At 70.9% G+C, this 22,801-nt stretch carries 21 protein-coding genes; 15 read left to right on the forward strand and 6 right to left on the reverse strand.

Annotated elements, in window-relative coordinates; translation table 11 throughout:
• Positions 1-7: 7 nt before the first annotated feature.
• Complete coding sequence (locus AB0P41_RS01595; protein WP_365929410.1) at positions 8-1,000, forward strand: aldose epimerase family protein; 993 nt, start codon at positions 8-10, stop codon at positions 998-1,000.
• A 125-nt stretch (positions 1,001-1,125) separates the two neighbouring features.
• Positions 1,126-3,054 carry an FAD-dependent oxidoreductase gene (locus AB0P41_RS01600; protein ID WP_365929412.1) on the forward strand — a complete coding sequence of 643 codons (1,929 nt, stop codon included), beginning with the start codon at positions 1,126-1,128 and terminating at the stop codon, positions 3,052-3,054.
• Positions 3,055-3,093: 39 nt separating this feature from the next.
• Here the strand turns inward: AB0P41_RS01600 and AB0P41_RS01605 are convergent, their stop codons facing one another.
• Positions 3,094-3,885: an EI24 domain-containing protein gene (locus AB0P41_RS01605; RefSeq protein ID WP_365929414.1), complete on the reverse strand. Its 792-nt coding sequence runs from the start codon at positions 3,883-3,885 to the stop codon at positions 3,094-3,096.
• Positions 3,886-3,996: 111 nt separating this feature from the next.
• Here AB0P41_RS01605 and AB0P41_RS01610 point away from each other — a divergent pair, with 111 nt between their 5' ends.
• The 7 genes from AB0P41_RS01610 to AB0P41_RS01640 all read left to right on the forward strand — a co-directional run bounded on the left by AB0P41_RS01610 (position 3,997) and on the right by AB0P41_RS01640 (position 12,513).
• On the forward strand, positions 3,997-5,151 hold the full coding sequence (locus tag AB0P41_RS01610) for a mandelate racemase/muconate lactonizing enzyme family protein (protein ID WP_356707568.1): 1,155 nt from the start codon (positions 3,997-3,999) through the stop codon (positions 5,149-5,151).
• Positions 5,148-6,167, forward strand: coding sequence for an alcohol dehydrogenase catalytic domain-containing protein (locus tag AB0P41_RS01615; RefSeq protein ID WP_365929416.1), 1,020 nt, complete (start codon positions 5,148-5,150; stop codon positions 6,165-6,167). The genes AB0P41_RS01610 and AB0P41_RS01615 overlap by 4 nt, the downstream gene beginning before the upstream one ends.
• 111 nt (positions 6,168-6,278) lie before the next feature.
• A complete protein-coding gene (locus AB0P41_RS01620) occupies positions 6,279-7,262 on the forward strand; it encodes a hypothetical protein (RefSeq protein WP_365929418.1) in 984 nt (327 codons plus the stop codon).
• A 131-nt stretch (positions 7,263-7,393) separates the two neighbouring features.
• Entirely contained in the window at positions 7,394-8,503 is a 1,110-nt protein-coding gene (gene chvE / locus AB0P41_RS01625) for a multiple monosaccharide ABC transporter substrate-binding protein (protein ID WP_356707571.1), read from the forward strand.
• Between the two features lie 32 nt (positions 8,504-8,535).
• Positions 8,536-10,086, forward strand: a complete 1,551-nt coding sequence (mmsA, locus tag AB0P41_RS01630) for a multiple monosaccharide ABC transporter ATP-binding protein (protein ID WP_356707572.1) — start codon at positions 8,536-8,538, stop codon at positions 10,084-10,086.
• A complete protein-coding gene (gene mmsB / locus AB0P41_RS01635; RefSeq protein ID WP_356707573.1) occupies positions 10,083-11,327 on the forward strand; it encodes a multiple monosaccharide ABC transporter permease in 1,245 nt (414 codons plus the stop codon). The genes mmsA and mmsB overlap by 4 nt, the downstream gene beginning before the upstream one ends.
• 28 nt (positions 11,328-11,355) lie before the next feature.
• Positions 11,356-12,513, forward strand: a complete 1,158-nt coding sequence (locus AB0P41_RS01640; RefSeq protein WP_365929421.1) for an aldose epimerase family protein — start codon at positions 11,356-11,358, stop codon at positions 12,511-12,513.
• A 53-nt stretch (positions 12,514-12,566) separates the two neighbouring features.
• On the opposite strand, the gene AB0P41_RS01645 is transcribed toward AB0P41_RS01640, so the two are convergent.
• Positions 12,567-14,084, reverse strand: coding sequence for an alpha-N-arabinofuranosidase (locus AB0P41_RS01645; RefSeq protein ID WP_365929423.1), 1,518 nt, complete (start codon positions 14,082-14,084; stop codon positions 12,567-12,569).
• A gap of 179 nt (positions 14,085-14,263) precedes the next feature.
• Entirely contained in the window at positions 14,264-14,692 is a 429-nt protein-coding gene (locus AB0P41_RS01650; protein WP_365929424.1) for an organic hydroperoxide resistance protein, read from the reverse strand.
• Between the two features lie 115 nt (positions 14,693-14,807).
• Here AB0P41_RS01650 and AB0P41_RS01655 point away from each other — a divergent pair, with 115 nt between their 5' ends.
• The gene (locus AB0P41_RS01655; protein ID WP_356707577.1) at positions 14,808-15,278 is read left to right on the forward strand and encodes an MSMEG_6728 family protein; all 471 of its coding nucleotides are present in this window, start codon (positions 14,808-14,810) and stop codon (positions 15,276-15,278) included.
• 40 nt (positions 15,279-15,318) lie between these two features.
• On the opposite strand, the gene AB0P41_RS01660 is transcribed toward AB0P41_RS01655, so the two are convergent.
• Complete coding sequence (locus AB0P41_RS01660) at positions 15,319-16,338, reverse strand: NADP-dependent oxidoreductase (protein ID WP_356707578.1); 1,020 nt, start codon at positions 16,336-16,338, stop codon at positions 15,319-15,321.
• A gap of 115 nt (positions 16,339-16,453) precedes the next feature.
• On the opposite strand from AB0P41_RS01660, the gene AB0P41_RS01665 reads away from it, so the two are divergent.
• Positions 16,454-16,888, forward strand: coding sequence for a MarR family transcriptional regulator (locus tag AB0P41_RS01665; RefSeq protein WP_356707579.1), 435 nt, complete (start codon positions 16,454-16,456; stop codon positions 16,886-16,888).
• Positions 16,889-16,901: 13 nt separating this feature from the next.
• Here the strand turns inward: AB0P41_RS01665 and AB0P41_RS01670 are convergent, their stop codons facing one another.
• The gene (locus tag AB0P41_RS01670) at positions 16,902-17,594 is read right to left on the reverse strand and encodes a hypothetical protein (protein ID WP_365929426.1); all 693 of its coding nucleotides are present in this window, start codon (positions 17,592-17,594) and stop codon (positions 16,902-16,904) included.
• Positions 17,595-17,717: 123 nt separating this feature from the next.
• On the opposite strand from AB0P41_RS01670, the gene AB0P41_RS01675 reads away from it, so the two are divergent.
• From AB0P41_RS01675 to AB0P41_RS01685, 3 genes are all read left to right on the forward strand, one after another.
• The gene (locus tag AB0P41_RS01675) at positions 17,718-18,296 is read left to right on the forward strand and encodes a hypothetical protein (RefSeq protein ID WP_356707581.1); all 579 of its coding nucleotides are present in this window, start codon (positions 17,718-17,720) and stop codon (positions 18,294-18,296) included.
• Between the two features lie 132 nt (positions 18,297-18,428).
• A complete protein-coding gene (locus tag AB0P41_RS01680) occupies positions 18,429-19,466 on the forward strand; it encodes a rod shape-determining protein (RefSeq protein ID WP_356707582.1) in 1,038 nt (345 codons plus the stop codon).
• Positions 19,467-19,482: 16 nt separating this feature from the next.
• The gene (locus tag AB0P41_RS01685; RefSeq protein WP_365929428.1) at positions 19,483-20,988 is read left to right on the forward strand and encodes a GAF domain-containing protein; all 1,506 of its coding nucleotides are present in this window, start codon (positions 19,483-19,485) and stop codon (positions 20,986-20,988) included.
• Here the strand turns inward: AB0P41_RS01685 and AB0P41_RS01690 are convergent.
• Complete coding sequence (locus tag AB0P41_RS01690; RefSeq protein ID WP_033299607.1) at positions 20,966-21,397, reverse strand: Lrp/AsnC family transcriptional regulator; 432 nt, start codon at positions 21,395-21,397, stop codon at positions 20,966-20,968. The genes AB0P41_RS01685 and AB0P41_RS01690 overlap by 23 nt on opposite strands.
• A gap of 161 nt (positions 21,398-21,558) precedes the next feature.
• Here AB0P41_RS01690 and AB0P41_RS01695 point away from each other — a divergent pair, with 161 nt between their 5' ends.
• Positions 21,559-22,770, forward strand: a complete 1,212-nt coding sequence (locus AB0P41_RS01695) for a NarK/NasA family nitrate transporter (protein WP_365929431.1) — start codon at positions 21,559-21,561, stop codon at positions 22,768-22,770.
• Positions 22,771-22,801: the final 31 nt, after the last annotated feature.

Below are 22,801 nucleotides of genomic sequence, written 5' to 3' on the forward strand. Positions count from 1 at the left end.
GTTGATCATGACTACGGGTGCGGCGGTACAGAGCGAAGACTTCTCCACGCGCGACGACGGCACGCCCGTCCGGCGCTGGACCCTGGAACGCGGGGGCACGCGGGTGCGCGTGCTGACGTACGGCGCCGTGGTGCAGTCCGTCGTGGTGCCCGGGCGGGACGGCACGCGGGCCGAGGTGGCCCTGGGGCTGCCGGACGTCAAGGCGTACGAGACGCACTCGGGCCCCTACTTCGGCGCCACCGTCGGGCGGTACGCGAACCGGATCGCGGGCGGCTCCTTCGTCCTCGACGGGCGGACTCACCGGGTGACACCGAACGAGGGCCGCAACACCCTGCACGGCGGTGAGCGCGGTTTCGACAAGCGGGTGTGGGACGCCGAGGAGGTGCCGGACGGTGTGCGGCTCTCCCTGGTCTCCGAGGACGGCGACGAGGGCTTCCCGGGGCGGCTGGCGGTCTCGGTGACGTACACCCTGGACGAGGACGGCGTGCTGCGGATCGCCTACCGGGCGACGACGGACACGCCGACCGTGGTGAACCTGACGAACCACACGTACTGGAACCTGGCCGGGGCGGACAGCGGGAGCGCGCTCGGGCACGAACTGCGGCTCGCGGCCGGGCGGATCACCCCGGGGGACGAGGAGTCGATCCCCACGGGCGAGCTGTCGCCGGTGGAGGGGACCAGGTTCGACTTCCGGGAGCCGAGGCCGGTGGGTCCCGGCTACGACACCAATTACGTGCTGGACGAGACCGGCGGGGAACCGGTCGCCGAGCTGTACGACCCGGCGTCCGGCCGCCTGCTGACGGTGCGTACGACGGAGCCGGGGCTCCAGCTGTACACCGGCGACCACATCGACGACGGTCCGTTCGGGGCGTGCGCGGGGATCGCACTGGAGACGCAGCACTTCCCCGACTCGCCGAACCACCCGGACTTCCCGAGCACGGTGCTGCGGCCGGGCGAGGAGTTCGTCTCCACGACGGTGTACGGGTTCTCCGTGCGCTGAGCCTCAACTCCCGCTGGGCCGCCCCGGGTCAACACCGGTCGACCAAGATCACCACCGGGTGAATCAGCGCGGTGGGCGCGCGTCCGCGAGGGTCCTGGCGGGTCTCGCACAGCAGGGTGATCGACATGACCTCACCCGTTGATGAATCGTCATCCTCCCTGCCGTCCCGCCGTGCCGTGATCGCGGGCGCCACCGCCGGTGCCGCGGCCCTCGCCGTGACCGGCGCCGCCGCGTCCGCGGCGGCGCCCCGGACCACGGCCGCCGCGCCGGGAGCGGCGCCCGGATCCGACCGGGAAGCCGCTCTCCTCGTCGCCCGCGCCATCCTCGTCCGCGACGAGAACGACAAGGACCTGATCCCCGGTTACCGCGAGGTCCTGCTGGGCAAGGGCCTGCCCCGCACCCGTGCCGCCCGGAAGAAGGTGCTGGTCGTCGGCGCGGGGCCGGCCGGTCTCACCGCGGCGCGGCTGCTGCACGAAGCCGGTCACGACGTCACCGTGATCGAGGCCAACGGCAACCGTGTCGGCGGCCGGATCAAGACCTTCCGGGCCGGCGGCCACGAGCAGTCGAAGCCGCCCTTCGCCGATCCGAAGCAGTACGCCGAGGCCGGCGCCATGCGCATCCCGGACAGTCACCCGCTGGTCACCGGCCTGATGGCCCGTCTCGGGCTGAAGACCCGGCGCTTCCACCTGGTCGACGTGGACACCGAAGGGCGCCCCGCCAACCGCACCTGGATCCATGTCAACGGCGTCCGCGTCCGCCGCGCCGACTACGCCGCGAAGCCGCAGGCGGTCAACCGCTCCTTCGGGGTCCCCGCGGCCTACGAGAACACCCCCGCATCGAAGATCGTGCGGGACGCCTTCGCCCCCGTGCGCGCGGAGATCGAGGGCAAGGAGGGCAGCGCCCTGGTCGAGGGCTGGGCGACCGTGCTCCAGCGGTACGGGCACTGGTCGATGTACCGGTACATGACCGAGGTGGCCAAGCTCGACGAGCGCACGATCGACCTCATCGGCACCGTCGAGAACATGACCTCGCGGCTCCATCTCGCCTTCCTGCACAGCTTCATCGGGGCCTCGCTGATCAGCCCCGCGACCTCCTTCTTCGAGCTGCCCGACGGCACCGCGACCCTCGCCGACGCGATGTACGCGCAGGTGAAGAAGCTGGTGCACCTGGACCGCCGGGCCACCAGGATCACCCACGGCAAGGACGGGGTGAGCGTGGAGACGGTCTCCGAGGGGCGGGACGGCCCCGTCGTCCGGGAGACCTTCACCGGCGACAAGGCCATCGTCACGGTGCCCTTCTCCGGTCTGCGGCACGTCCGGATGACGCCCGCGCTCTCGTACGGCAAGCGGCGCGCGATCACCGAGGTCCACTACGACGCGGCGACCAAGGTGCTGCTCGAATTCAGCCGCCGCTGGTGGGAGTTCGACGAGGCGGACTGGAAGCGCGAGCTGGGAGCGGTGCGGCCGGGGCTGTACGAGGAGTACCGGGCGGGGAAGGCCCCGGCCGACGGCTCGCTGCTGGGGGCGCACCCCTCCGTGCCGCGCGGCCACATCCCTCCCAACCAGCGGGTGCACTACGCGGCCTGCCGGTCCACCGCCCGGGACCAGCCCGAGGCGGCCCACGTCATCGGCGGCGGCTCGGTGACCGACAACGCCAACCGGTTCATGTACCAGCCCTCGCACCGGGTCGAGGGCAGCGAGGGCGGGGTCCTGCTCGCCTCGTACAGCTGGGCCGACGACGCCCTGAAGTGGGACTCGCTGGACGACGACGAGCGCTATCCGCACACCCTGGGAGGCGTTCAGGACGTGTACGGGCAGCGGATCGAGGTCTTCTACACGGGCGTCGGCCGCACCCAGTCCTGGATGCGTGACCCGTACGCGTACGGCGAGGCGTCCGTGCTGCTGCCCGGGCAGCACACCGAGCTGTTCCCGGACGTGCGGACCCCGGAGGGCCCGCTGCACTTCGCCGGCTGCCACACGTCCATCAAGCCGGCCTGGATCGAGGGCGCTCTGGAGTCCGCGGTCAGGACGGCGCTGGAGGTCCACGGCGCCTGACCGGTGCGGGCCCCCGGACCGGCCGGTCCGGGGGCCTCCTCAGTCCTTGTGGAGGGTGTACGGCGACGAAGGGGCCGGCTCCGCAACGGGCGAGGGCGGGGCCGTGAGCTCGCGGGCCAGCAGCGTGGCCCCCGCGACGGCGCCCGGCATGAGCAGCACCGCGACGAACGGGACGACGAAGGCGAGCGCGAGCGGGACGCCGAAGCCCAGGACCATCATGCGGCGGGTGCGCAGCAGCGCGAGGCGGTCCTTCAGGACCATGCCGCGGCGCTGGAGGGCGACGGCGGTGAGCTCCTCGGAGAGGAAGTACCCGGTGACGCAGAAACCGAGGACGGGGACCACGGTCTGCCCGATGACGGGGATGAACCCGAGGGCGAAGAGCACCACCCCGTACAGCGCGACGCGCACCAGGATCCGGACGGAGTCGCGGGCGGAGATCCAGAGTTCACGCCAGAGCGGCAGGCCCGACCCGGGCACCTCGCCGCCCTCGCTGCGGTCGACCTCCTCGGAGAGCGACTCGTAGAACGGCTGGCCCACCAGCAGGGTCGCCGCGGTGAAGGTGATCACCGCGAGGAAGATCCCGAAGGCGAAGACCAGGACGGTCAGGGTGTTGCGCAGGAGTCCCAGCCAGGGCGAGGACCAGTCGTCGGCGAACGGGGTGGCCCAGCCGACGAAGTCGTCGGCGCCGTAACCGAGTCCGACCAGCGCGCCCGCGTAGACGACGAGGGTGACCAGCGCGGGGAGCAGGCCGAAGCCGAACCACCTGCCGTGTCCGAGGACCCAGCGCTGCCCCTTGATCAAGTACCCGAAACCCGCCCCGAGATCACTCATGGCGTCAGCCTACGTGTGCAAACCATTGACACGTGCCCTGGCCCGTCATTACCGTCACGCCAGCATTTCGAACGAGTGACGAAATACCGAACACGTTGAGAGGCATCCCTCGTGCGCATCACCGGAATCAGTACGCATGTCGTCGGCACGCCGTGGCGCAACCTCACCTACGTCCAGGTCCACACCGACGAGGGTCTCACCGGGGTCGGCGAGACCCGGATGCTGGGCCGCACCGACGCACTGCTCGGCTATCTGCGTGAGGCGTCGGTCAACCACATCGAAGGGAGCGACCCGTTCGCGGTCGAGGACCTCGTCAAGCGCATGAAGTACGGCGACTACGGGCGCGCCGGCGAGATCGTGATGTCCGGCATCGCGGTCATCGAGATGGCCTGCTGGGACATCAAGGGCAAGGCGCTCGGCGTCCCGGTGTGGCAGCTGCTGGGCGGGAAGGTCACCGACCGGGTCAAGGCGTACGCCAACGGCTGGTACACCACCGAGCGCACTCCGGAGGCGTACCACAAGGCGGCACAGGGAGTCGTCGAGCGCGGTTACCGTGCCCTGAAGATCGACCCCTTCGGCACGGGACACTTCGAGCTCGGTCAGGAGGAGACGCGTTACGCCGTGTCCCTCATCGAGGCCGTGCGGGACGCCATCGGGCCCGACACCGAGCTGATGCTGGAGATGCACGGGCGGTTCAGCCCCTCGACGGCGGTGCGGATCGCCCGCGAGATGGCGCCGTTCACGCCGGCCTGGCTGGAGGAGCCGGTGCCGCCGGAGAACCTCAAGGCGCTGAGCAAGGTCGCGGAGAAGGTCGACATGCCGATCGCGACCGGTGAACGCATCCACGACCGGATCGAGTTCCGCGAACTCTTCGAGTCACAGGCCGTCGACATCATCCAGCCGGACGTCGGCCACATCGGCGGCATCCTGGAGACCCGCAAGCTCGCGGCGACCGCGGAGACCCACTACATGCTGATCGCCCCGCACAACGTGGGCGGTTCGGTGCTGACCGCGGCGAGCCTCCAGGTGGCCGGCTGCACCCCCAACTTCAAGATCCTCGAACACTTCAACGACTTCGCGGACGCCGACATCAAGAAGGTCGTCAAGGGCGCCCCGACGGTCGACCCGGCCACCGGCTGCTTCGAGCTCTCCGACGCCCCCGGGCTCGGCGTGGAGCTGGACGTGGACGCGGCGGCCGAATTCCCGCAGCAGCAGGCACGGTTCGACCTGTGGGCGGACGGCTGGGAGAAGAGGCAGCCCAAGTGACCTCTCTCTCGCGGTCGTTGACCGTCGAGCGGCCCGGCAGCCACACGCTGGCCGAGGGGCCGCTCCCCGAGCCGGGCCCCGGCGAGGTCAGGGTGCGGGTCGCCGCGGCCGGGATCTGCATGAGCGACCGCGAGGTGTACGACGGCCACCGCGATCCCGCCTATGTGCGCTATCCCGTGGTGCCGGGTCACGAGTGGTCGGGGACGGTCGACGCGGTCGGCGAGGGCGTCGACCCCGCGCTGACCGGACGGCGTACGGTCGCCGAGGGCTTCCGGGCCTGCGGGCGCTGCGAGCGGTGCCGGTACGGGGAGACCTCCCTGTGCACGGCGGGGTACGACGAGACGGGGTTCACCCGGCCCGGCGCCTTTGCCGACCACCTGGTGGTCCCGGCGCGGCTGCTGCACCCGCTGGCCGACGACGCCGATCTGCGCGCGGCGGCGCTGCTGGAGCCCGCCGCGGTGATCGCCGCGGCGGTACGGGCCGGGGCGCCCGAGCCGGGTGAGCGGATCGCCGTCCTGGGGGCGGGCACGCTCGGGCTGCTCGCGGTGCAGCTGCTGGCCGCGGTCTCGCCCGCGGAGCTCACCGTGATCGACCCGAGGAAGGGGCGGGCCGCGCAGGCCCTGGACTTCGGGGCGAGCGAGGCACGGGTGCCCGAGGAGGCCGAGGAGGTGCGCGGCCGCTACGACCTGGTCGTGGAGACGGCCGGGGCGCCGTCCACCGCCGCCGACGCGTGCCTGCTGGCGCGGCGCGGCGGGCGGGTGGTGCTGACGGGGATGTTCACCCCGGGCGCGGTGGGCATCGACCCGGTGCACCTGTCGCTGAGCCAGCTCACCGTGCGCAGCGTCTTCGGCGCGCCCTCGTCGGCCTGGTCCTACGCGGTGCGGGCCTTCACGGCCGGGCTGCTCGATCCGGCGCCGCTGATCACCCACGAGTTCCCGCTGGAGCGGTTCGCCGAGGCGGTCGCGCTCGTGGGGTCCGGGGATCCGGAGACCGGGAAGGTGCTGCTGCGGCCGTGACGGGCCCGCCCTGACCCGTGCGCCGGCACGGCGGTGTCCTGACCGCCTCCGTGCCGGCGCACACCCAAAGACCCGAATGTCGTCCGAAATACCGAACATGAAGGACCAGTCGTGAACGACGCCCCTGTCTCTTCCCCCGGTGCCGCCGGGGCCCGCCGTCCCGGTGACGCCGCGCTCACCGCGCTCGGTCTCGGCCCGGCGCCGCTGTCCCCGGCCGACGCCTCCCCGCACTCCTTCCCCGACGGCGGGAGCTGGCGCACCGAGGTGCCGTCCGTGGAGGGCCCGGAGGCCCTCGGTGTCGTACTCAAGGAGTCCGCGACGCTCGACGTCCCGGTCCACCGCATCAGCCAGGGCAGTGGCATCTGGATGCTGACCGACGCGGAGATCACCGAGATGGTGGAGGGCTGCGCCGAACGGGACATCGAGCTCTGCCTGTTCACCGGCCCGCGCGGCACCTGGGACACCGGCGCGTCCGTGCGTACGGACTCCGGCGGCGCCGGGCTGCGCTCCCGGGGGCACGACGCCCTGGCCGGCTGCGTGGAGGACGCCCTGCGTGCGGCGGCACTGGGCGTCAAGTGCCTCCTCGTGGCCGACGAGGGCGTGCTGTGGACCCTGCACCGGCTGCGTGCGCAAGGTGTCCTGCCCGCCGACACCACCTTCAAGGTGTCGGCGCTCATCGGCCCGGTGAACCCGGCGTCGTACGCCGTGTTCGAGCAGCTCGGCGCGGACTCCATCAACATCCCTTCGGACCTGACGCTGGCCCAGTTCACCGAGATCCGCCGGGTCTCCCGGGCGCCGATGGACCTCTACATCGAGGCCCCGGACGACCTGGGCGGCTATGTGCGGATGTACGAGGTCGCCGAGCTGATCCGGCGCGGGGCGCCGCTGTACCTGAAGTTCGGCCTCTCCAAGGCGCCGGGGATCTATCCCTACGGCCGGCACCTGCGCGAGCTGGCGCTGTCGACCGCGAAGGAGCGGGTGCGGCGCGGCCGGCTCGCGCTGGATCTGCTGGCGCGGCACGGGGCGGACGGGGAGATGGCCGCGCCCGGCAGCCGGCTGCCGGGCCCGCTCAACCGCTTCGAGATCTCGTCATAACGCTTCGGAAACACTCTCCCCAAAAAGAGACACAGCCGCGCACAATCCCACAACACCTGTTCTCGGTCGATCGCCCTCAGCCTTCCGGCACCACCGGGCCGAGCACTGACCCCACATCAAGGATGATGACTATGCGCAACCGCAGAGCCGCACTTGCCGCCATAGCCTCCGCCGCCTCCCTCGCACTCACTCTGACCGCCTGCGGCCAGAGCGGCGAGGGCGGCAGCGAGGAGAAGAAGGGCGGCGCCGAAGGTGCCACCATCGGCATCGCGATGCCGACCAAGTCCTCCGAGCGCTGGATCTCCGACGGCGCCAACGTCGAGAAGGAACTGAAGGGCAAGGGTTACAAGACCAAGCTGGTCTACGGCGAGGACGACCCGGACCAGCAGGTCTCGCAGATCGAGAACATGATCACGCAGGGCGTGGACGCCCTGATCGTCGCCGCGATCGACAACAAGTCCCTCAACAACGTGCTGCAGCAGGCCAAGGACGCCGACATCCCGGTGATCTCCTACGACCGGCTGATCCTCGGCACGGAGAACGTCGACTACTACGCCTCGTTCGACAACGAGAAGGTCGGCGAGCTGCAGGGCACGTACATCGTGGACAAGCTCGGCCTGGAGGACGGCAAGAAGGGCCCCTTCAACATCGAGCTGTTCGCCGGTTCCAACGACGACAACAACACCAAGTACTTTTTCCAGGGCGCGATGAACGTCCTCAAGCCGTACGTGGACAAGGGCGAGCTGGTCGTCAGGTCCAAGCAGACCGCCCTGAACCAGGTCACCACCCTGCGCTGGGACGGCGGCACCGCGCAGAAGCGCATGGACGACCTGCTGACGTCCAGCTACCGCTCCACCCGGGTCGACGCCGTGCTCTCGCCGTACGACGGCATCTCCATCGGCATCCTCTCCGCCCTCAAGTCGGACGGTTACGGCTCCAAGTCCAAGCCCATGCCGGTCGTCACGGGTCAGGACGCGGAGCTCGCCTCCGTGAAGTCGATCATCGCCGGTGAGCAGACCCAGACCGTCTACAAGGACCTGCGCAAGCTCGCCAAGGTCGCCTCGAACATGGTCGAGGCCTCCCTGAACGACAAGAAGCCCGAGGTCAACGACACCAAGTCCTACGACAACGGTGTCAAGGTCGTCCCCGCCTACCTGCTGCAGCCGGTCAGCGTCGACAAGGCCAACTACAAGGAAGCCCTCATCGACGACGGTTACTACACCGAGAACGACCTCAAGTAACCGGGACCCCTCAAGGATTGGAAGGCAAGACCATGGCGGGACCCGTCCTGGAAATGCGCTCGATCGTCAAGACCTTTCCCGGTGTCAAAGCGCTTTCGGACGTCACACTGACAGTCCGTCAGGGCGAGGTCCACGCCATCTGCGGCGAGAACGGCGCCGGCAAGTCGACCTTGATGAAGGTGCTCTCGGGAGTCCATCCGCACGGCAGCTACGAGGGGGACATCCTCTTCGACGGCGAGGCCTGCCGGTTCAAGGACATCCGGGCGAGCGAAGAGCACGGCATCGTGATCATCCACCAGGAGCTGGCGCTGGTGCCGTACCTCTCGATCGCGGAGAACATCTTCCTCGGCAACGAGCACGCCAAGCGCGGACTGATCAACTGGAACGACACCCTCAGGCACGCCGGCGAACTCCTGCGCCGGGTCGGCCTCGACGAGCACCCCGAGACCCGCGTCGCCGACATCGGCGTGGGCAAGCAGCAGCTGGTGGAGATCGCCAAGGCGCTCTCCAAGAAGGTGAAGCTGCTCATCCTCGACGAGCCGACGGCGGCGCTCAACGACGAGGACAGCGGCAAGCTCCTCACCCTGATCCTCTCCCTCAAGGAACAGGGCATGACCTCGATCATCATCTCGCACAAGCTGAACGAGATCCGGCGGGTCGCCGACTCGGTCACGATCATCCGCGACGGGCGCTCCATCGAGACGCTCGACGTGAAGGACGCGGAGACGACCGAGGACAGGATCATCAGCGGGATGGTCGGCCGCGACCTGGAGAACCGCTTCCCGGAGCGCACCCCGCACCACCCGGAGGAGGGAAGCGCTCCCGCCCTGGAGATCCGCAACTGGACCGTGCACCACCCCATCGACCAGCAGCGCAAGGTCGTCGACGACGTGTCCATCACGGTGCGGCGCGGCGAGATCGTCGGTATCGCCGGGCTCATGGGCGCCGGACGCACCGAGCTGGCGATGAGCGTCTTCGGCCGCTCGTACGGCCGGTACGCGGGCGGCACCGTCCTCAAGGACGGCACCGAGATCCGTACGAAGACCGTCCCGGAGGCGGTCGGGCACGGCATCGCGTATGCCACCGAGGACCGCAAGCACTACGGCCTCAACCTCATCGACACCATCAACCGGAACATCTCGCTGACCGCGCTGGGCAAGGTCGCGAAACGGGGCGTGGTCGACGAGCACGAGGAGCGCCAGGTCGCCGAGGGCTTCCGCACCTCCATGAACATCAAGGCGCCGACCGTCTTCGAGCCGGTCGGCAAACTCTCCGGCGGCAACCAGCAGAAGGTCGTCCTCAGCAAGTGGATCTTCGCGGGTCCCGAGGTGCTGATCCTGGACGAACCCACGCGCGGGATCGACGTGGGCGCCAAGTACGAGATCTACACGGTCATCGACCAGCTGGCCGCCCAGGGCAAGGCGGTCGTCTTCATTTCCTCCGAACTGCCGGAGCTGCTCGGCATGTGCGACCGCATCTACACGATGGCCGCGGGACGGCTGACGGGTGAGTTCTCGCGGGCCGAGGCCTCGCAGGAAGCGCTGATGCGTCAGATGACGAAGGACAAAGAGGTAACGCGATGAGCACCGACCTGACCGCCAAGACCCCGGCCCCCGGGCCGTCCGGCGGAGGCGGGGCGGCCTCCGGCGGGGGCCTGCTGCAGCTGATGATCGGCGGCATGCGCCGCAACATGCGCCAGTACGGCATGCTGATGGCCCTCGGCCTGATCGTGGTGCTGTTCGCGGTGTGGTCGGGCGGTGACCTGCTGCTGCCGCGCAACGTCTCCAACCTGGTGCTGCAGAACAGCTACATCCTGATCCTCGCGATCGGCATGATGCTCGTCATCATCGCGGGTCACATCGACCTGTCGGTCGGCTCGCTGACCGCGTTCATCGGCGCGATGTCCGCCGTGCTGATGGTCGAGAACGATCTCGCCTGGCCGCTCGCGGTGGTGCTGTGCCTGGCCATCGGCGCCGTCGCCGGCGCGGTCCAGGGCTTCTTCATCGCCTATCTCGGCATACCTTCGTTCATCGTGACCCTCGCGGGCATGCTGCTCTTCCGCGGTCTGACGGAGATCTTCCTGAAGGGCCAGACCCTCGGCCCCTTCCCGAAGGACCTGCAGAAGATAGCCAACGGCTTCCTTCCGGAGGTCGGCCCGGACACCAACTACCACAACCTCACCCTGCTGCTGGGCTTCGCGCTGATCGCCTTCGTCGTCTACCAGGAGGTCCGCGACCGCAAGCGGCAGCTGGAGTTCGCCCTCGACGTGCCGCCGCTGAAGCTGTTCCTGCTGAAGCTGGTCGCCCTGGTCGCCGCCGTCCTGGTCGTCACCCTGCTGCTCGCCAGCTACAAGGGCGCACCGGTCGTGCTCCTCATCCTGGGCGTGCTGGTCGTCGGGTTCGGCTACCTGATGCGCAACGCGATCATCGGCCGCCACATCTACGCGATCGGCGGCAACCTGCCCGCGGCGAAGCTGTCGGGTGTGAAGGACAAGAAGGTCACCTTCCTGGTCTTCCTGAACATGGGCATGCTCGCGGCCCTGGCGGGCCTGGTCTTCGCCGCCCGCTTCAACGCGGCCTCGCCCAAGGCCGGCCTCAACTTCGAGCTGGAGGCCATCGCCGCCTCGTTCATCGGCGGCGCGTCGATGAGCGGCGGCGTCGGCACGGTCCTCGGCGCGATCATCGGTGGTCTGGTCCTGGGTGTGCTCAACAACGGGATGAACCTCGTCGGCATCGGCACCGACTGGCAGCAGGTCATCAAGGGTGCGGTGCTGCTGGCCGCGGTCGGCTTCGACGTCTGGAACAAGCGCAAGGTCGGTTCGTAACACCCTTTCCCGCGACAGGAGTTGTTTCATGACCGGAACCAGCAGACGCACCGTCCTGGCGGCCACGGCCGCCGCCGGGCTGGCCGTGGCGGCGGGAGCCCCCGCCGCGCACGCGGCAGCCACCGGGCACGCCCCGGCCAGGGAGCTCTTCGGCACACTCGCCGACGGCACGAAGGTGCACCGCTGGACCCTCGCCAACGGCGGCACCCGGCTGAAGGTCCTCTCCTGGGGAGGTGTCGTCCACTCCCTGGAGACCCCCGACCGCAGGGGGCGCACGGAGAACGTCGCGCTCGGCTTCGACAACCTTCCGGACTACGTGGCGAAGTCCCCGTACTTCGGCGGGCTGATCGGACGGTACGGCAACCGCATCGCCGAGGGGCGTTTCACCCTCGACGGTGTCACGCACCAACTGCCCGTCAACGACGGCCCCAACAGCCTCCACGGGGGCGACCAGGGGTTCGACAAGCGGATCTGGGACGTGGAGCCGTTCACCGGACGCGGCGACGTCGGGTTGGTCCTGACCCGGACCAGCCCGGACGGCGAGGCCGGCTACCCGGGCGCGCTCGCCGTCCGTGTCGTCTACACCCTCACCTCCCGGGGTGACTGGCGCATCGACTACACGGCGACGACGGAGCGCGCCACCGTCCTCAATCTGACCAGCCACACCTATTTCAACCTGGCGGGCGAGGGCAGCGGCAGCGTCGACGGGCACCTGCTGGAGCTGGCGGCAGCGCGCTACACGCCGGTCGGCTCGACACTGATCCCCACGGGTGAGCTCGCGCCGGTGGCGCGTACGCCGTTCGACTTCCGGCGGTCCCGGGCCATCGGGGAGGCGGTCCGCACCCCGCACGAGCAGATCCGCTACGGGCAGGGGATCGACCACAACTACGTGCTGGACAAGGGCGTCACGGCCCGCCCGGAGTACGCGCTGACCGTGACGGACCCGGGCTCCGGCCGGGTGATGAAGATGTACACCACGGAGCCCGGCATGCAGGTCTATACGGGCAACTTCCTCGACGGCACGCTGACGGGCACCTCGGGACGCGTCTACCGCCAGGGTGACGCGTTCTGCCTGGAGTCCCAGCACTTCCCGGACTCCCCCAACCAGCCGTCGTTCCCCTCGACGGTGCTGCGGCCCGGCGAGACGTACCGCTCGACGACGGTGCACGCCTTCTCCGCCCGCTGACCGCCCACCGCGTACGGCGCCCTCCCCGCGCGGGGAGGGCGCCGTACGCGTTGTCACACCAGCCGGATCATGTTCCAGGACATCGGCTCCAGCAGGGCCTTCAGCGTGGAGCCGGCCAGCTCCGTGCCCTCGGCGGCGTGCGGGAGCACCCGCTCGGGCTCGGCGAGGGTGTTACGGGCCTCCGGGTCGGCGTCCGCGACGACCTGGTGCTCGGCGATCCGACCCAGCTCCAGGCCCGTCAGGGCCACTTCGAGCGGCAGCGCCGCGTCCTGGCTGCGGTTGACGGCGAACACCGTGACGGCACCCGTCTCCGGGTCGCGTACGGCGGTGGCGTGCAGCAGGTCCGCCTCGCCGTACTTCGCCGTCCCGTAGGTGGGCGAGTCCACCCGTACGTCCAGGACCTGGCCCTGCCCGTAGCGCGCGGCCTGGGCGAAGGGGAAGAAGGTGGTCTGCCGCCAGGCCGGCCCGCCCGGCTCGGTCATGATCGGCGCGATCACGTTGACCAGCTGGGCGAGGCAGGCGACGGTCACCCGGTCCGCGTGGCGCAGCAGCGCGATGAGCAGGCTGCCGAAGACGACGGCGTCGGTGACGCTGTAGTTGTCCTCCAGCAGCCGGGGCGCCTCCGGCCAGTCGAGGGGGTTCTCCTCCGTCTCCTGCTGGAAGCGCTTCTGGTACCAGACGTTCCACTCGTCGAAGGAGAGGTTGATCTTCTTCGGGGACTTCAGGCGCGCCCCCACGTGGTCGCAGGTCGCCACGACGCTCTCGATGAAGGACTCCATGTCGACGGCCGAGGCGAGGAAGGAGTCGCGGTCGCCGTCGGTCTCCTCGTAGTAGGCGTGCAGCGAGACGTAGTCGACGAGGTCGTAGGTCTCGGCGAGCACCGTCGCCTCCCAGGCCGCGAACGTCGGCATGGCGCGGCTGGAGGACCCGCAGGCGACGAGCTGGACCGAGGGGTCGATCTGCCGCATCGCGCGCGCGGTCTCGGCCGCCAGCCGGCCGTACTCCTCGGCGGTCTTATGGCCGGTCTGCCAGGGGCCGTCCATCTCGTTGCCCAGACACCACAGCTTGATGCCGAAGGGGTCCTTGTCGCCGTGGGCGGCACGGCGGTCGGAGAGCTCGGTGCCTGACGGGTGGTTGGCGTACTCCTGGAGCTGGATGGCCTCCTGGACGCCGCGGGTGCCGAGGTTGACGGCGAGCATCGGTTCGGCCTGGGGGCCGATCTTCCTGAGGAAGTCGATGTACTCGGAGAGGCCGAAACGATTCGTCTCGGTGGAGCGCCAGGCGAGGTCGAGGCGGCGGGGGCGCTCGTCGGCGGGGCCGACGCTGTCCTCCCAGCGGTAGCCGGAGACGAAGTTGCCGCCGGGGTAACGGATGGCGGTGACGCCGAGTTCGCGGACTAGATCCAGGACGTCGGTGCGCAGGCCGGCCTCGTCCGCCGACGGGTGGCCGGGCTCGAATATGCCGTCGTAGACGCAGCGGCCGAGGTGCTCGACGAAGGAACCGAAGAGCCTGGGGTCGACGGCGCCGACGGTGAAGGCCGGGTCGAGGGTGAAGCGCGCGGTGCGGGTCATGGCATCCTTACTCGTTCGATATTTCGAATGCTGCTCGTAACCTCGAACGGGACCGTAGAGTTCAACCTCCACGGCCGTCAATGCCTCTGCGCGCTTTTACGACTACGGGCGGCCGCACACGGCCGAGGGCCGCATCCCCGTGCTTGCGGGATGCGGCCCTCGGACGTACGCGGCCGGCCTCAGCCGACGGACAGCTCGACCTTGATGTTGCCCCGGGTGGCGTTCGAGTACGGGCACACCTGGTGCGCCTTCTCGACGAGCGACTGCGCGGTGGCGGTGTCGACGTTCGGGATGGAGGCGCTGATCGCGACCTCCAGGCCGAAGCCGCCCGCCTCCGTCTTGCCGATGGAGACCGAGGCGGTCACCGTCGAACCGGAGATGTCGGCCTTCTCCTGACGGGCGACCACGCCGAGCGCGCCCTGGAAGCAGGCGCTGTAGCCGGCCGCGAAGAGCTGCTCGGGGTTGGTCCCCGCGCCGCTGCCGCCCATCTCCTTCGGCGGGTTGACGACGACGTCGAGCTTGCCGTCGTCGGTGGAGACGCGGCCGTCGCGGCCGTTCTCGGCGGTGGCGACGGCGGTGTAGGCCACGTCGATGCTCTGGATGGTCATGCGGTCATTCCTCCTGCTGGTGCGCCGCGACTCGCGCCCACGATCGCGACGGCCTGCGCCGAGCCTAGCGGGTGACGTCGGCGGGCATCCGGGCGCGGCGCGGTATGCATGATTCATGCAGACTTTCCTGCCGTACGCCGATTTCTCCCGGAGCGCCCTCGCACTCGACCCCCGGCGGCTGGGCAAGCAGCGGGTCGAGACGATCCAGGTGCTGCGAGGACTCACCGTCCCCGGCTACGGCTGGCGGCACCACCCGGCCGTCCGCATGTGGACCGGGTACGAGGAGGCGCTCGTCCGCTACGGCCTGGACATGTGCGCCGCGTGGACCGCGGAGGGCAGGGCCGACACCTGTGCGGCGACCCTGCGCAAGGACCTCGCCGCCTCGGCCGGGCTCACCTCCGTCCGGTCCACCGCGGAGCTCGCGGCGGCGGCCGAACTGCCTCCGTGGCTGGGTGACGAGGCGCTGCACGAGAGCCACCGCTCGGCGCTCGTACGCAAGGACGCGGCGTTCTACCGCCCGCTCTTCCCTGACGTGCCGCCCGATCTGCCGTACGTGTGGCCTTCCTCCGACCGCGAAGGGCGGTGACAGGTGGCTCGAAGACGGCTTCACGGGCGGCCGGGGCCGGTCAGGCGTCCAGCGAGACGATCATCTTGCCGGTGTTCTCGCCGCGCAGCAGGCCGACGAAGGCGTCGTAGCCGTTCTCGATGCCCTCGACCTTCGTCTCGCGGTACTTGAGCTCACCGGAGGCCAGCCAGCCGGCCACGTCCTCGACGAACTTCGGCTGGAGCGCGGAGTGGTCGCCGACGAGCATGCCCTGCAGACGCAGCCGCTTGCCGATGACGAGCGCCAGGTTACGCGGGGCCGGGGTGGGCTCCGTGGCGTTGTACTGGGCGATCATTCCGCAGATGGTGGCGCGGCCGTGGACGTTGAACGAGGAGATCGCGGCCTCCAGGTGCTCACCGCCGACGTTGTCGAAGTAGACGTCGATGCCGTCGGGGGCGGCCTCGGCGAGCTGGTCCCGTACGGGGCCGTTCTTGTAGTTGAAGGCCGCGTCGAAGCCGTACTCCTCGGTGAGGAGCTTGACCTTCTCGTCGGAGCCGGCCGAGCCGATGACCCGGGAGGCGCCCTTGAGCTTGGCCATCTGGCCGACCTGGCTGCCGACCGCACCGGCGGCGCCGGAGACGAAGACGGCGTCCCCCTCCTTGAAGGAGGCGACGTCGAACAGGCCGGCGTAGGCGGTGAGCCCGGTCATGCCGAGCACCCCGAGGTAGGCGGAGAGCGGGGCGAGCGAGGCGTCGACCTTCACCGCGTGCTTGGCCGGGACGTCGGCGTACTCACGCCAGCCGAGACCGTGCAGGACGTGGTCGCCGACGGCGAAGCCCTCGGCGTTCGACGCGACGACCTCGCCGACCGCGCCGCCCTCCATGGGGTGGTCGAGCTTGAAGGGCGGGGTGTACGACTTCACGTCGTTCATCCGGCCGCGCATGTAGGGGTCGACCGAGAAGTGGAGGTTGCGGACGAGGAGGCGGCCCTCACCGGGGGCGGCCACCGGCGCCTCGCGCAGCGCGAAATCGGATGCCTCGGGCCAGCCGTGCGGGCGGGCGACGAGGTGCCATTCGCGGCTGGACGTGGGAAGTGCGGACATGGGCTCGGGTCTCCTCGATGTCGTGCGGGGCGGGAAGCCGTAAAAGCTTCAGGACATGAAACAACCATGCGTCCAGATATTTCACCTTGTCAAGTAATTCGGTACCCTGGGTGTCATGGCCACCTCGCGCACGGATCCGCTCACCCTCGACGTCATCCAGCTCATCGGCGGAGTCGTGGCGCGCTACCACGAGGAGTACGAGCGGGCAGCGGCCACACACGCGCTGACCGGCGCGCAGGCCAGGGTCCTCGGGCTGCTCTCCCTGGAGCCGATGCCCATGCGCAAGGTTGCCCGGAAACTGAAATGTGAACCGTCCAACATCACCGGAATAGTCGACCGGCTGGAGCTCCGGGGCCTCGTGGAACGCCGCCCGGACCCGGCCGACCGGCGGGTGAAGCTCGCCGCCCCGACCGAGGAGGGCGTCCGGACGGCCCGGCAGCTGCGGGACGCGCTGGACTTCGCCCGGGAGCCGCTCGCCGAGCTGTCGGAGTCGGAGCGGACGGTGCTCCGCGACCTGCTGCGCAGGATGCTCGGCGAGGACGCCGCCTAGGACCTCCGCCGCGTCAGGGGCAGAAGATCCACCAGATGCAGGTCTCCGTCGGTGACGGGGTGGGGGTCGGCTCGTCCGACGGCTCCGACGGTGTGGGGTCCGCTGTCGGCTTTCCGGAGTCCGAGGGTTCGGCCGGCGCTTCCGTCTCCTCGGGGCCGGCGGACGCGGACGGCGAGGCCTTCGCGGGCGCGGAGGGTGACGGGGGCACCCCGGGCGCCGTGGTGCGGGCCGGGCCGCCCGTCGTGGTCGCGGTCGCGGAGTGGGAATCGGTGACCGGCACGACGGTGGGCGCCTCCACCGGGCCGGGGTCGTCGGCCTCCGTGCTCGACGACGCGGACGGGACAGGCTCCGTGGCCGCGGTCGTGGCCTCGCTCACGTACTCCGATCCACCGCTGTCGCCCCCGGGCTCCATGGCCAGCTCGGCGAGGCTCAGCGCGCCAAGCGCCAGCACCGCACCCGCCGCCGTCAGCAGCAGCGCGCGGCCGCGCCTGCGGTGCCCCCTGCGACGGCGGGGCCGCGCGGCACCCCGGACACGGCGGCGGTGACCGGCGGCCCCGGAGGTCTCCAGGGTCTCGCCGGGCGGCTCCGGGTCAACGGCGGAGGGGCCCGCGACGGCATAGGGGGCCAGCGCGTCGGCGGGGGTCCCGCAACCGGCGCAGGCCAGCGCCCCGTTGAGGTGCCGTTGGCACGGGTGGCAGTAATCCATGGCGCCCGCAGACTAGACGTGCGCGGAACAACACAGGAAGCCGCACAGGTGAGGATCCTGTGTGGAACCAAGGACTCCGGGGTACGCCGCCCGATACGTTCGGTACGCGGCAGGATGGGCACCATGACCGCTCCCACCCCGTTCGGGCCGCTCCAGTTCCAGCTCGTCCTGCTGCGCCGGATGGCCGACCACCAGCCGGACCTCGTCGAGGACGCCCGTCATGAACTGAGCGCCTCCCTCGCCGAGATGCGGGAGGCGAACCGCCGCTGGCAGGCCATGCTGCGCGCCCCGCGCGGCCGGGGCGCTCTGCGCCGCTACCGCTCGGTCCTGGGCGAGCCCGAGTCGTCCGTACGCCGCAAGGTCGGCGACCTGGAGTGCGACGCGCTGCTGTGGCCGCTGCCGCTCTGGCCGGACCTGCGGTTCGAGGTGATGGCGGGCCCCGGCGGAGCGGTGTGGAACGAATGGCTGGTCCGCGCGCCGGGCGCGGCGGGCCCCGGGTTGCGTACGGCCGCCGACCTGCTCCCCTGGTCGTGCACCGTGGACGAGGTGGCCAGGGCCTTCGCCCCGGCGCGGCCCATGGAGGGCAGCGCGCCGACCCGCTGGGCACTGGCCTTCACCGACCCGGCCGCGCCCGGTGGCCGGCCCCGCGTCGCCGAGTTCACCTGGGGACTGTTCCAGCGGCTGCTGCCTGACGGGCCCTGAGATCTGGCATGCCGTCAGCTCTTGTCCCCCCGACGGCTCACCCAGCGCGCGCCGCACCGGCCACGGAGCGACGATGCCAGGACAGCCGGCTGCCGCCGGTGCCCCCCGTCAGCGCTCTCGGGAGAACCTGCCGTGACCGTCAGTCTCGAACAGTTGCGCCGTTGCCATGTCGCCGTCGATCTCGGGGCCGCGAGGACCCGTGTGTACATCAAGGGAGTGGGGCTCGTCGTCGACGAGCCCAGTGTCGCCGCCGTGAACATGCGGACCGGCTCGCTCATCGCCGTCGGCGCGCTCGCCGAGCAGATGACCGGCCGTACGCCCGCGTACATCCGGGTGGCCCGTCCCGTCTCCGGCGGGACCGTCGTCGACATCGACATGGCGCAGCGGATGCTGCGCCATCTGCTCGGTGAGAAGCTCCGCCGCCAGCTGCGCCGGAAGCCGCGGCTGCGGGCCGCCGCCTGTGTCCCGCACGACGCCGATCCGCTGGCCCAGCGGGCGGCCGTCGAGACCCTCGTGGGGCTCGGCGCGCGGCGGGTGGAGCTGGTCGACACCCTCATCGCCGCGGCCATCGGCTGCGGGCTGCCGGTCGAACAGCCGACCGCCACCATGATCATGGTCTGCGGGGCGGCCACCACCCAGATCGCCGTGCTCTCGCTCGGCTCGATCGTGACGGCCGTACGCATCCCGATCGGCGGCGAGGCCATCGACCACGCGGTCATCCAGCATCTGCGCCAGCACCACGAGCTGATGCTGCCCAGCCAGTCCGTGCGGCCCCTGCAGCTGGCGCTCCGGGGCAACGGCCTCACGGTCGCCGGCCCGGCGGTGACGGAGATCCACGGCCGGGACGTGGCGACCGGTCTGGCCCGTTCGGTCCAGGTCGACACCGCCGCCGTACGCCAGGCGATCCACGCCCCGCTGACCGCGGTGCTCGACGGACTGGGGAAGGTGCTGCGTGACTGCCCGCCCGACCTGGTGGCCGACATCGCGGAGTCCGGGATCATGATGGTCGGCGGCAGCGCGCTGCTGCCGGGCCTCGACCAGATGCTGCGCGACGCCACGGGTGTGCCGGTGCACATCGGCGAGCGGCCCGACGTGTGCTCGGTCCTGGGGCTCGGCGCGATGCTGGACGGCACGGTCCAGCCGCTGGCCCTCGCCCCGCTCGCCGGCTGAAGCCGGCGGGCCGCCGGTGGACGGGACGGATCCGGACCTGCGGACCACCCTCCAGCACATCGTGGACACCGCGACGGCGTTGGCCGGGGCGCGTTACGGCGCCCTGGCCCTCCTCCACGGGGAGGACCGCCATGTCACCGACCTGTTCACGACCGGCCTGTCCGACGGCGAACGCCGCACCGCGAGCCCGCTCCTGGACGGGCGGGCGGGGGTCCTCGGGGCCCTCGTGGACGAGGACCAGGCCGTGCGCGTCGACGATCTGACGGCCGGCCCGCACCCCCGCGTCCTTCCGGAGCCGCTCCTGCCGATGCGTTCCTTCCTCGGGGCGCCCGTCCGGGTGCACACCGAGGTGCTCGGCAGCCTCTGCCTCACCGCCGGGGAGCCGGGGCGCTTCACGGACACCGAGTCGGCGCTGCTGCGGCTGCTCGCCTCCCAGGCCGCCGCGGCGATCAGCGGCGCCCATCTGTACGAGGCGGCACGGCAGCGGGAGCACTGGATCGAGGGGGCGGCGGCCGTCACCCGGGCGCTGCTGACCGGAGCGGGCACGACGGACGCGCTGACGACCGTCGCCGAGCGGGCCAGGGTGCTGGCCGACGCGGCGGCCGGGGTGATCCTCCAGCCGACCCCGGGCGGCGGGATGGAGATCGTCGCCGCCTCCACCCTGGACGATCCGGCCGGCCTGGTCGGCACCGCCATCGAGCCGGGCTCCCCCGTCCTCGTGCAGCTGCTGGGCGGCGAGGAGGTCTTCATCGAGGACTCCGCGACGGACGAACGGATGACGACGCCCGTACGCTCCCGGTTCGGCCCCAGCATGATGCTGCCCCTGGAGAACGAGGGCAGGCTGATCGGCACGCTGGCCCTCCCCCGGCGGCGCGGCGAGGCCCCGTACACGGCGATGGACCGGCTGCTCGCCTCCCAGTTCGCCTCCCAGGCCGCGCTGGCCCTGGTGATGGCCGACGCGCAGCACTACAGGGAGCAGCTGGCGGTCTACGAGGACCGCGACCGCATCGCCCGTGACCTGCACGACCTCGTCGTACAGCGGCTGTTCGCCACCGAGATGATGCTGGAGTCGACCCGCCGCAAGGACCTCGCGGGCGACACCGGGACCGCCGAGCTGCTCGGGCACGCGGTCGACGAGCTGGACTCCACGATCCAGGAGGTCAGGACCGCGATCTTCGCGCTCCAGCAGCCGCCGGCCGACGCTCCCACGACCTTTCGCGGCCGGGTCCTGCGCGAGACGGGCGGAGCGGCGGCGGTGCTCGGCTTCCAGCCGTCGGTCCAGTTCACCGGCGCGGTGGACGCCCTGGTGCGGGAGCCGGTGGACGGGGAACTGCTCGACGTGCTGCGCGGCGCCCTGGCGGCCGCGCACCGGCGGGCGGGGGTGTCGGCCGTCGAGGTGGAGGTGGACGCGACGGCGCGGCTGCCCGACGGGCGGGCGGCGGTGCGGCTGGTGGTCGCGGACGACGGGCGCGCCGAGGACGGCGGACGGTCGCCGACCGTCACCTGGCAGGCGCCGCTCTGAGGGCGATCCGGGTGTTGGAGTGGGCGACGCCCGCGTCCCTCTTCAGCCGTCGCAGCAGCGTGTCCAGGGATCCGGGGTCGGCCGCCGTGGCGCGTACGAGGTAGTCGTGGGCGCCCGTCACGTGCACCACCTCGGTGATGCCGGGCAGGGTCAGCACCGAGCGTTCGAACTCCTCGTTCGTCGTGTCGAGGCGCAGCGACACGTCGATGAAGACGACGAGGCCCGAACGGGTGTCGGCGGCCGGGTCGACGATGACCGTGAAGCCGCGGATCACCCCGTCGCGGCGCATACGGCGCACACGGTCGCCCGCGGCGTTGGCACTGAGCCCCACGCGCACGCCCAGATCGCGGTACGAGATCCGGGCGTCTTCCTGGAGAATGCCGAGGATCTCTCTGTCCAACCGGTCCATACCGGCGATTCTCGCAGTCCGGGGCGGAAAACGGCGGGTGGGAGGCCCGTCCGGGGGCCGCCGGGAGGCCCGCCGCCCATGGGGCGTCTGCCGTGCGACGGGCTTACCCGGATGGCGCAGCCCACCGTGCCTCGCCCGCTCCTCCCCCCTTGACTTGCGGTGTGGAGACAACCGCCGAGCAGGCCCCCGCCCCGGACCGGAAACAATCCGCCGCCGCCTACCGGAACCTGATCATGGCCACGATCGGATTCACGCTCACCTTCTGGGCGTGGAACCTGATCTCCCCCCTGTCCGGTGACTTCAAGGAGCGGCTCGGCCTGAGCTCCTTCCAGCAGTCGCTGCTGGTGGCGGTGCCCGTGCTCGTCGGCTCGCTCGGCCGGATCCCGGCGGGCGCGCTGACCGACAAGTTCGGCGCCAAGCTGATGTTCCCGGTCGTCTCGGCCCTGACGATCGTCCCGGTGCTGCTGCTCATCCCCGCCAAGGACTCGTACGGGGCGATGCTGGCGGTCGGCTTCCTGCTCGGGCTCGGCGGCACGACGTTCGCGATCGGTATCCCACTGGTCAACTCGTGGTTCCCACCGGTGAAACGGGGTCTCGCGCTCGGGGTGTTCGGGATGGGCATGGGCGGCGTCGCGCTGTCCGGCTACTTCACGCCGAGGATCGCCGGGCACGACGTGAACCTGCCGTTCTGGATCGTCGCCGGAGCGCTCCTGGTCTACTCGCTGCTCGCGGCGGTCCTCATCACCGACCACCCGGGGCGGAAGGTGCCGACGGACTCCCTGGGCCACCGGCTGGGCGAGGCGGGCCGGCTGCGGGTGACCTGGGAGCTGTCCGCGCTGTACGCGATCGGCTTCGGCGGCATCGTCGCGTTCGGGGTGTATCTGCCGACGTACCTGAAGACCTGGTACGAGATGTCACCGACGGAGGCGGGCACCAAGGCGGCGGGGTTCGCGCTGGTCACCGTCATCTTCCGGCCGATCGGCGGCTGGCTGTCGGACCGGATCCACCCCGCCCTGGTCACGGCCGGGGCCCTGCTGCTGGCCGCGCTGATGGCCGTCGTCCAGGCCTTCGACCCGCCGCTGGATCCGCTCGGCACGGTCGCGCTGCTCTGCATGGCGGCCGGTCTCGGCACCGCGAGCGGCAGCGTCTTCGCCCTGGTCTCGCAGGTGACGCCGCAGGCGAAGGTGGGCAGCGTGACCGGCATCGTCGGTGCGATGGGCGGGCTCGGCGGCTTCGTCCCGCCGCTGGTCATGGGGGCGATCTACAGCGCGAAGGACTCGTACTCGATCGGCTTCATGCTGCTCTCCGACCTGGCGCTGGCGGGCGCCGTCTACGCCTACGGCCGGATGCGGAGCGTCCGGCGCGACGGCTGACGGCCCTCTTCGGGACTTCGCGGTCAGCGCT

Source organism: Streptomyces sp. NPDC079167, assembly GCF_040686735.1.
Classification (GTDB): domain Bacteria; phylum Actinomycetota; class Actinomycetes; order Streptomycetales; family Streptomycetaceae; genus Streptomyces.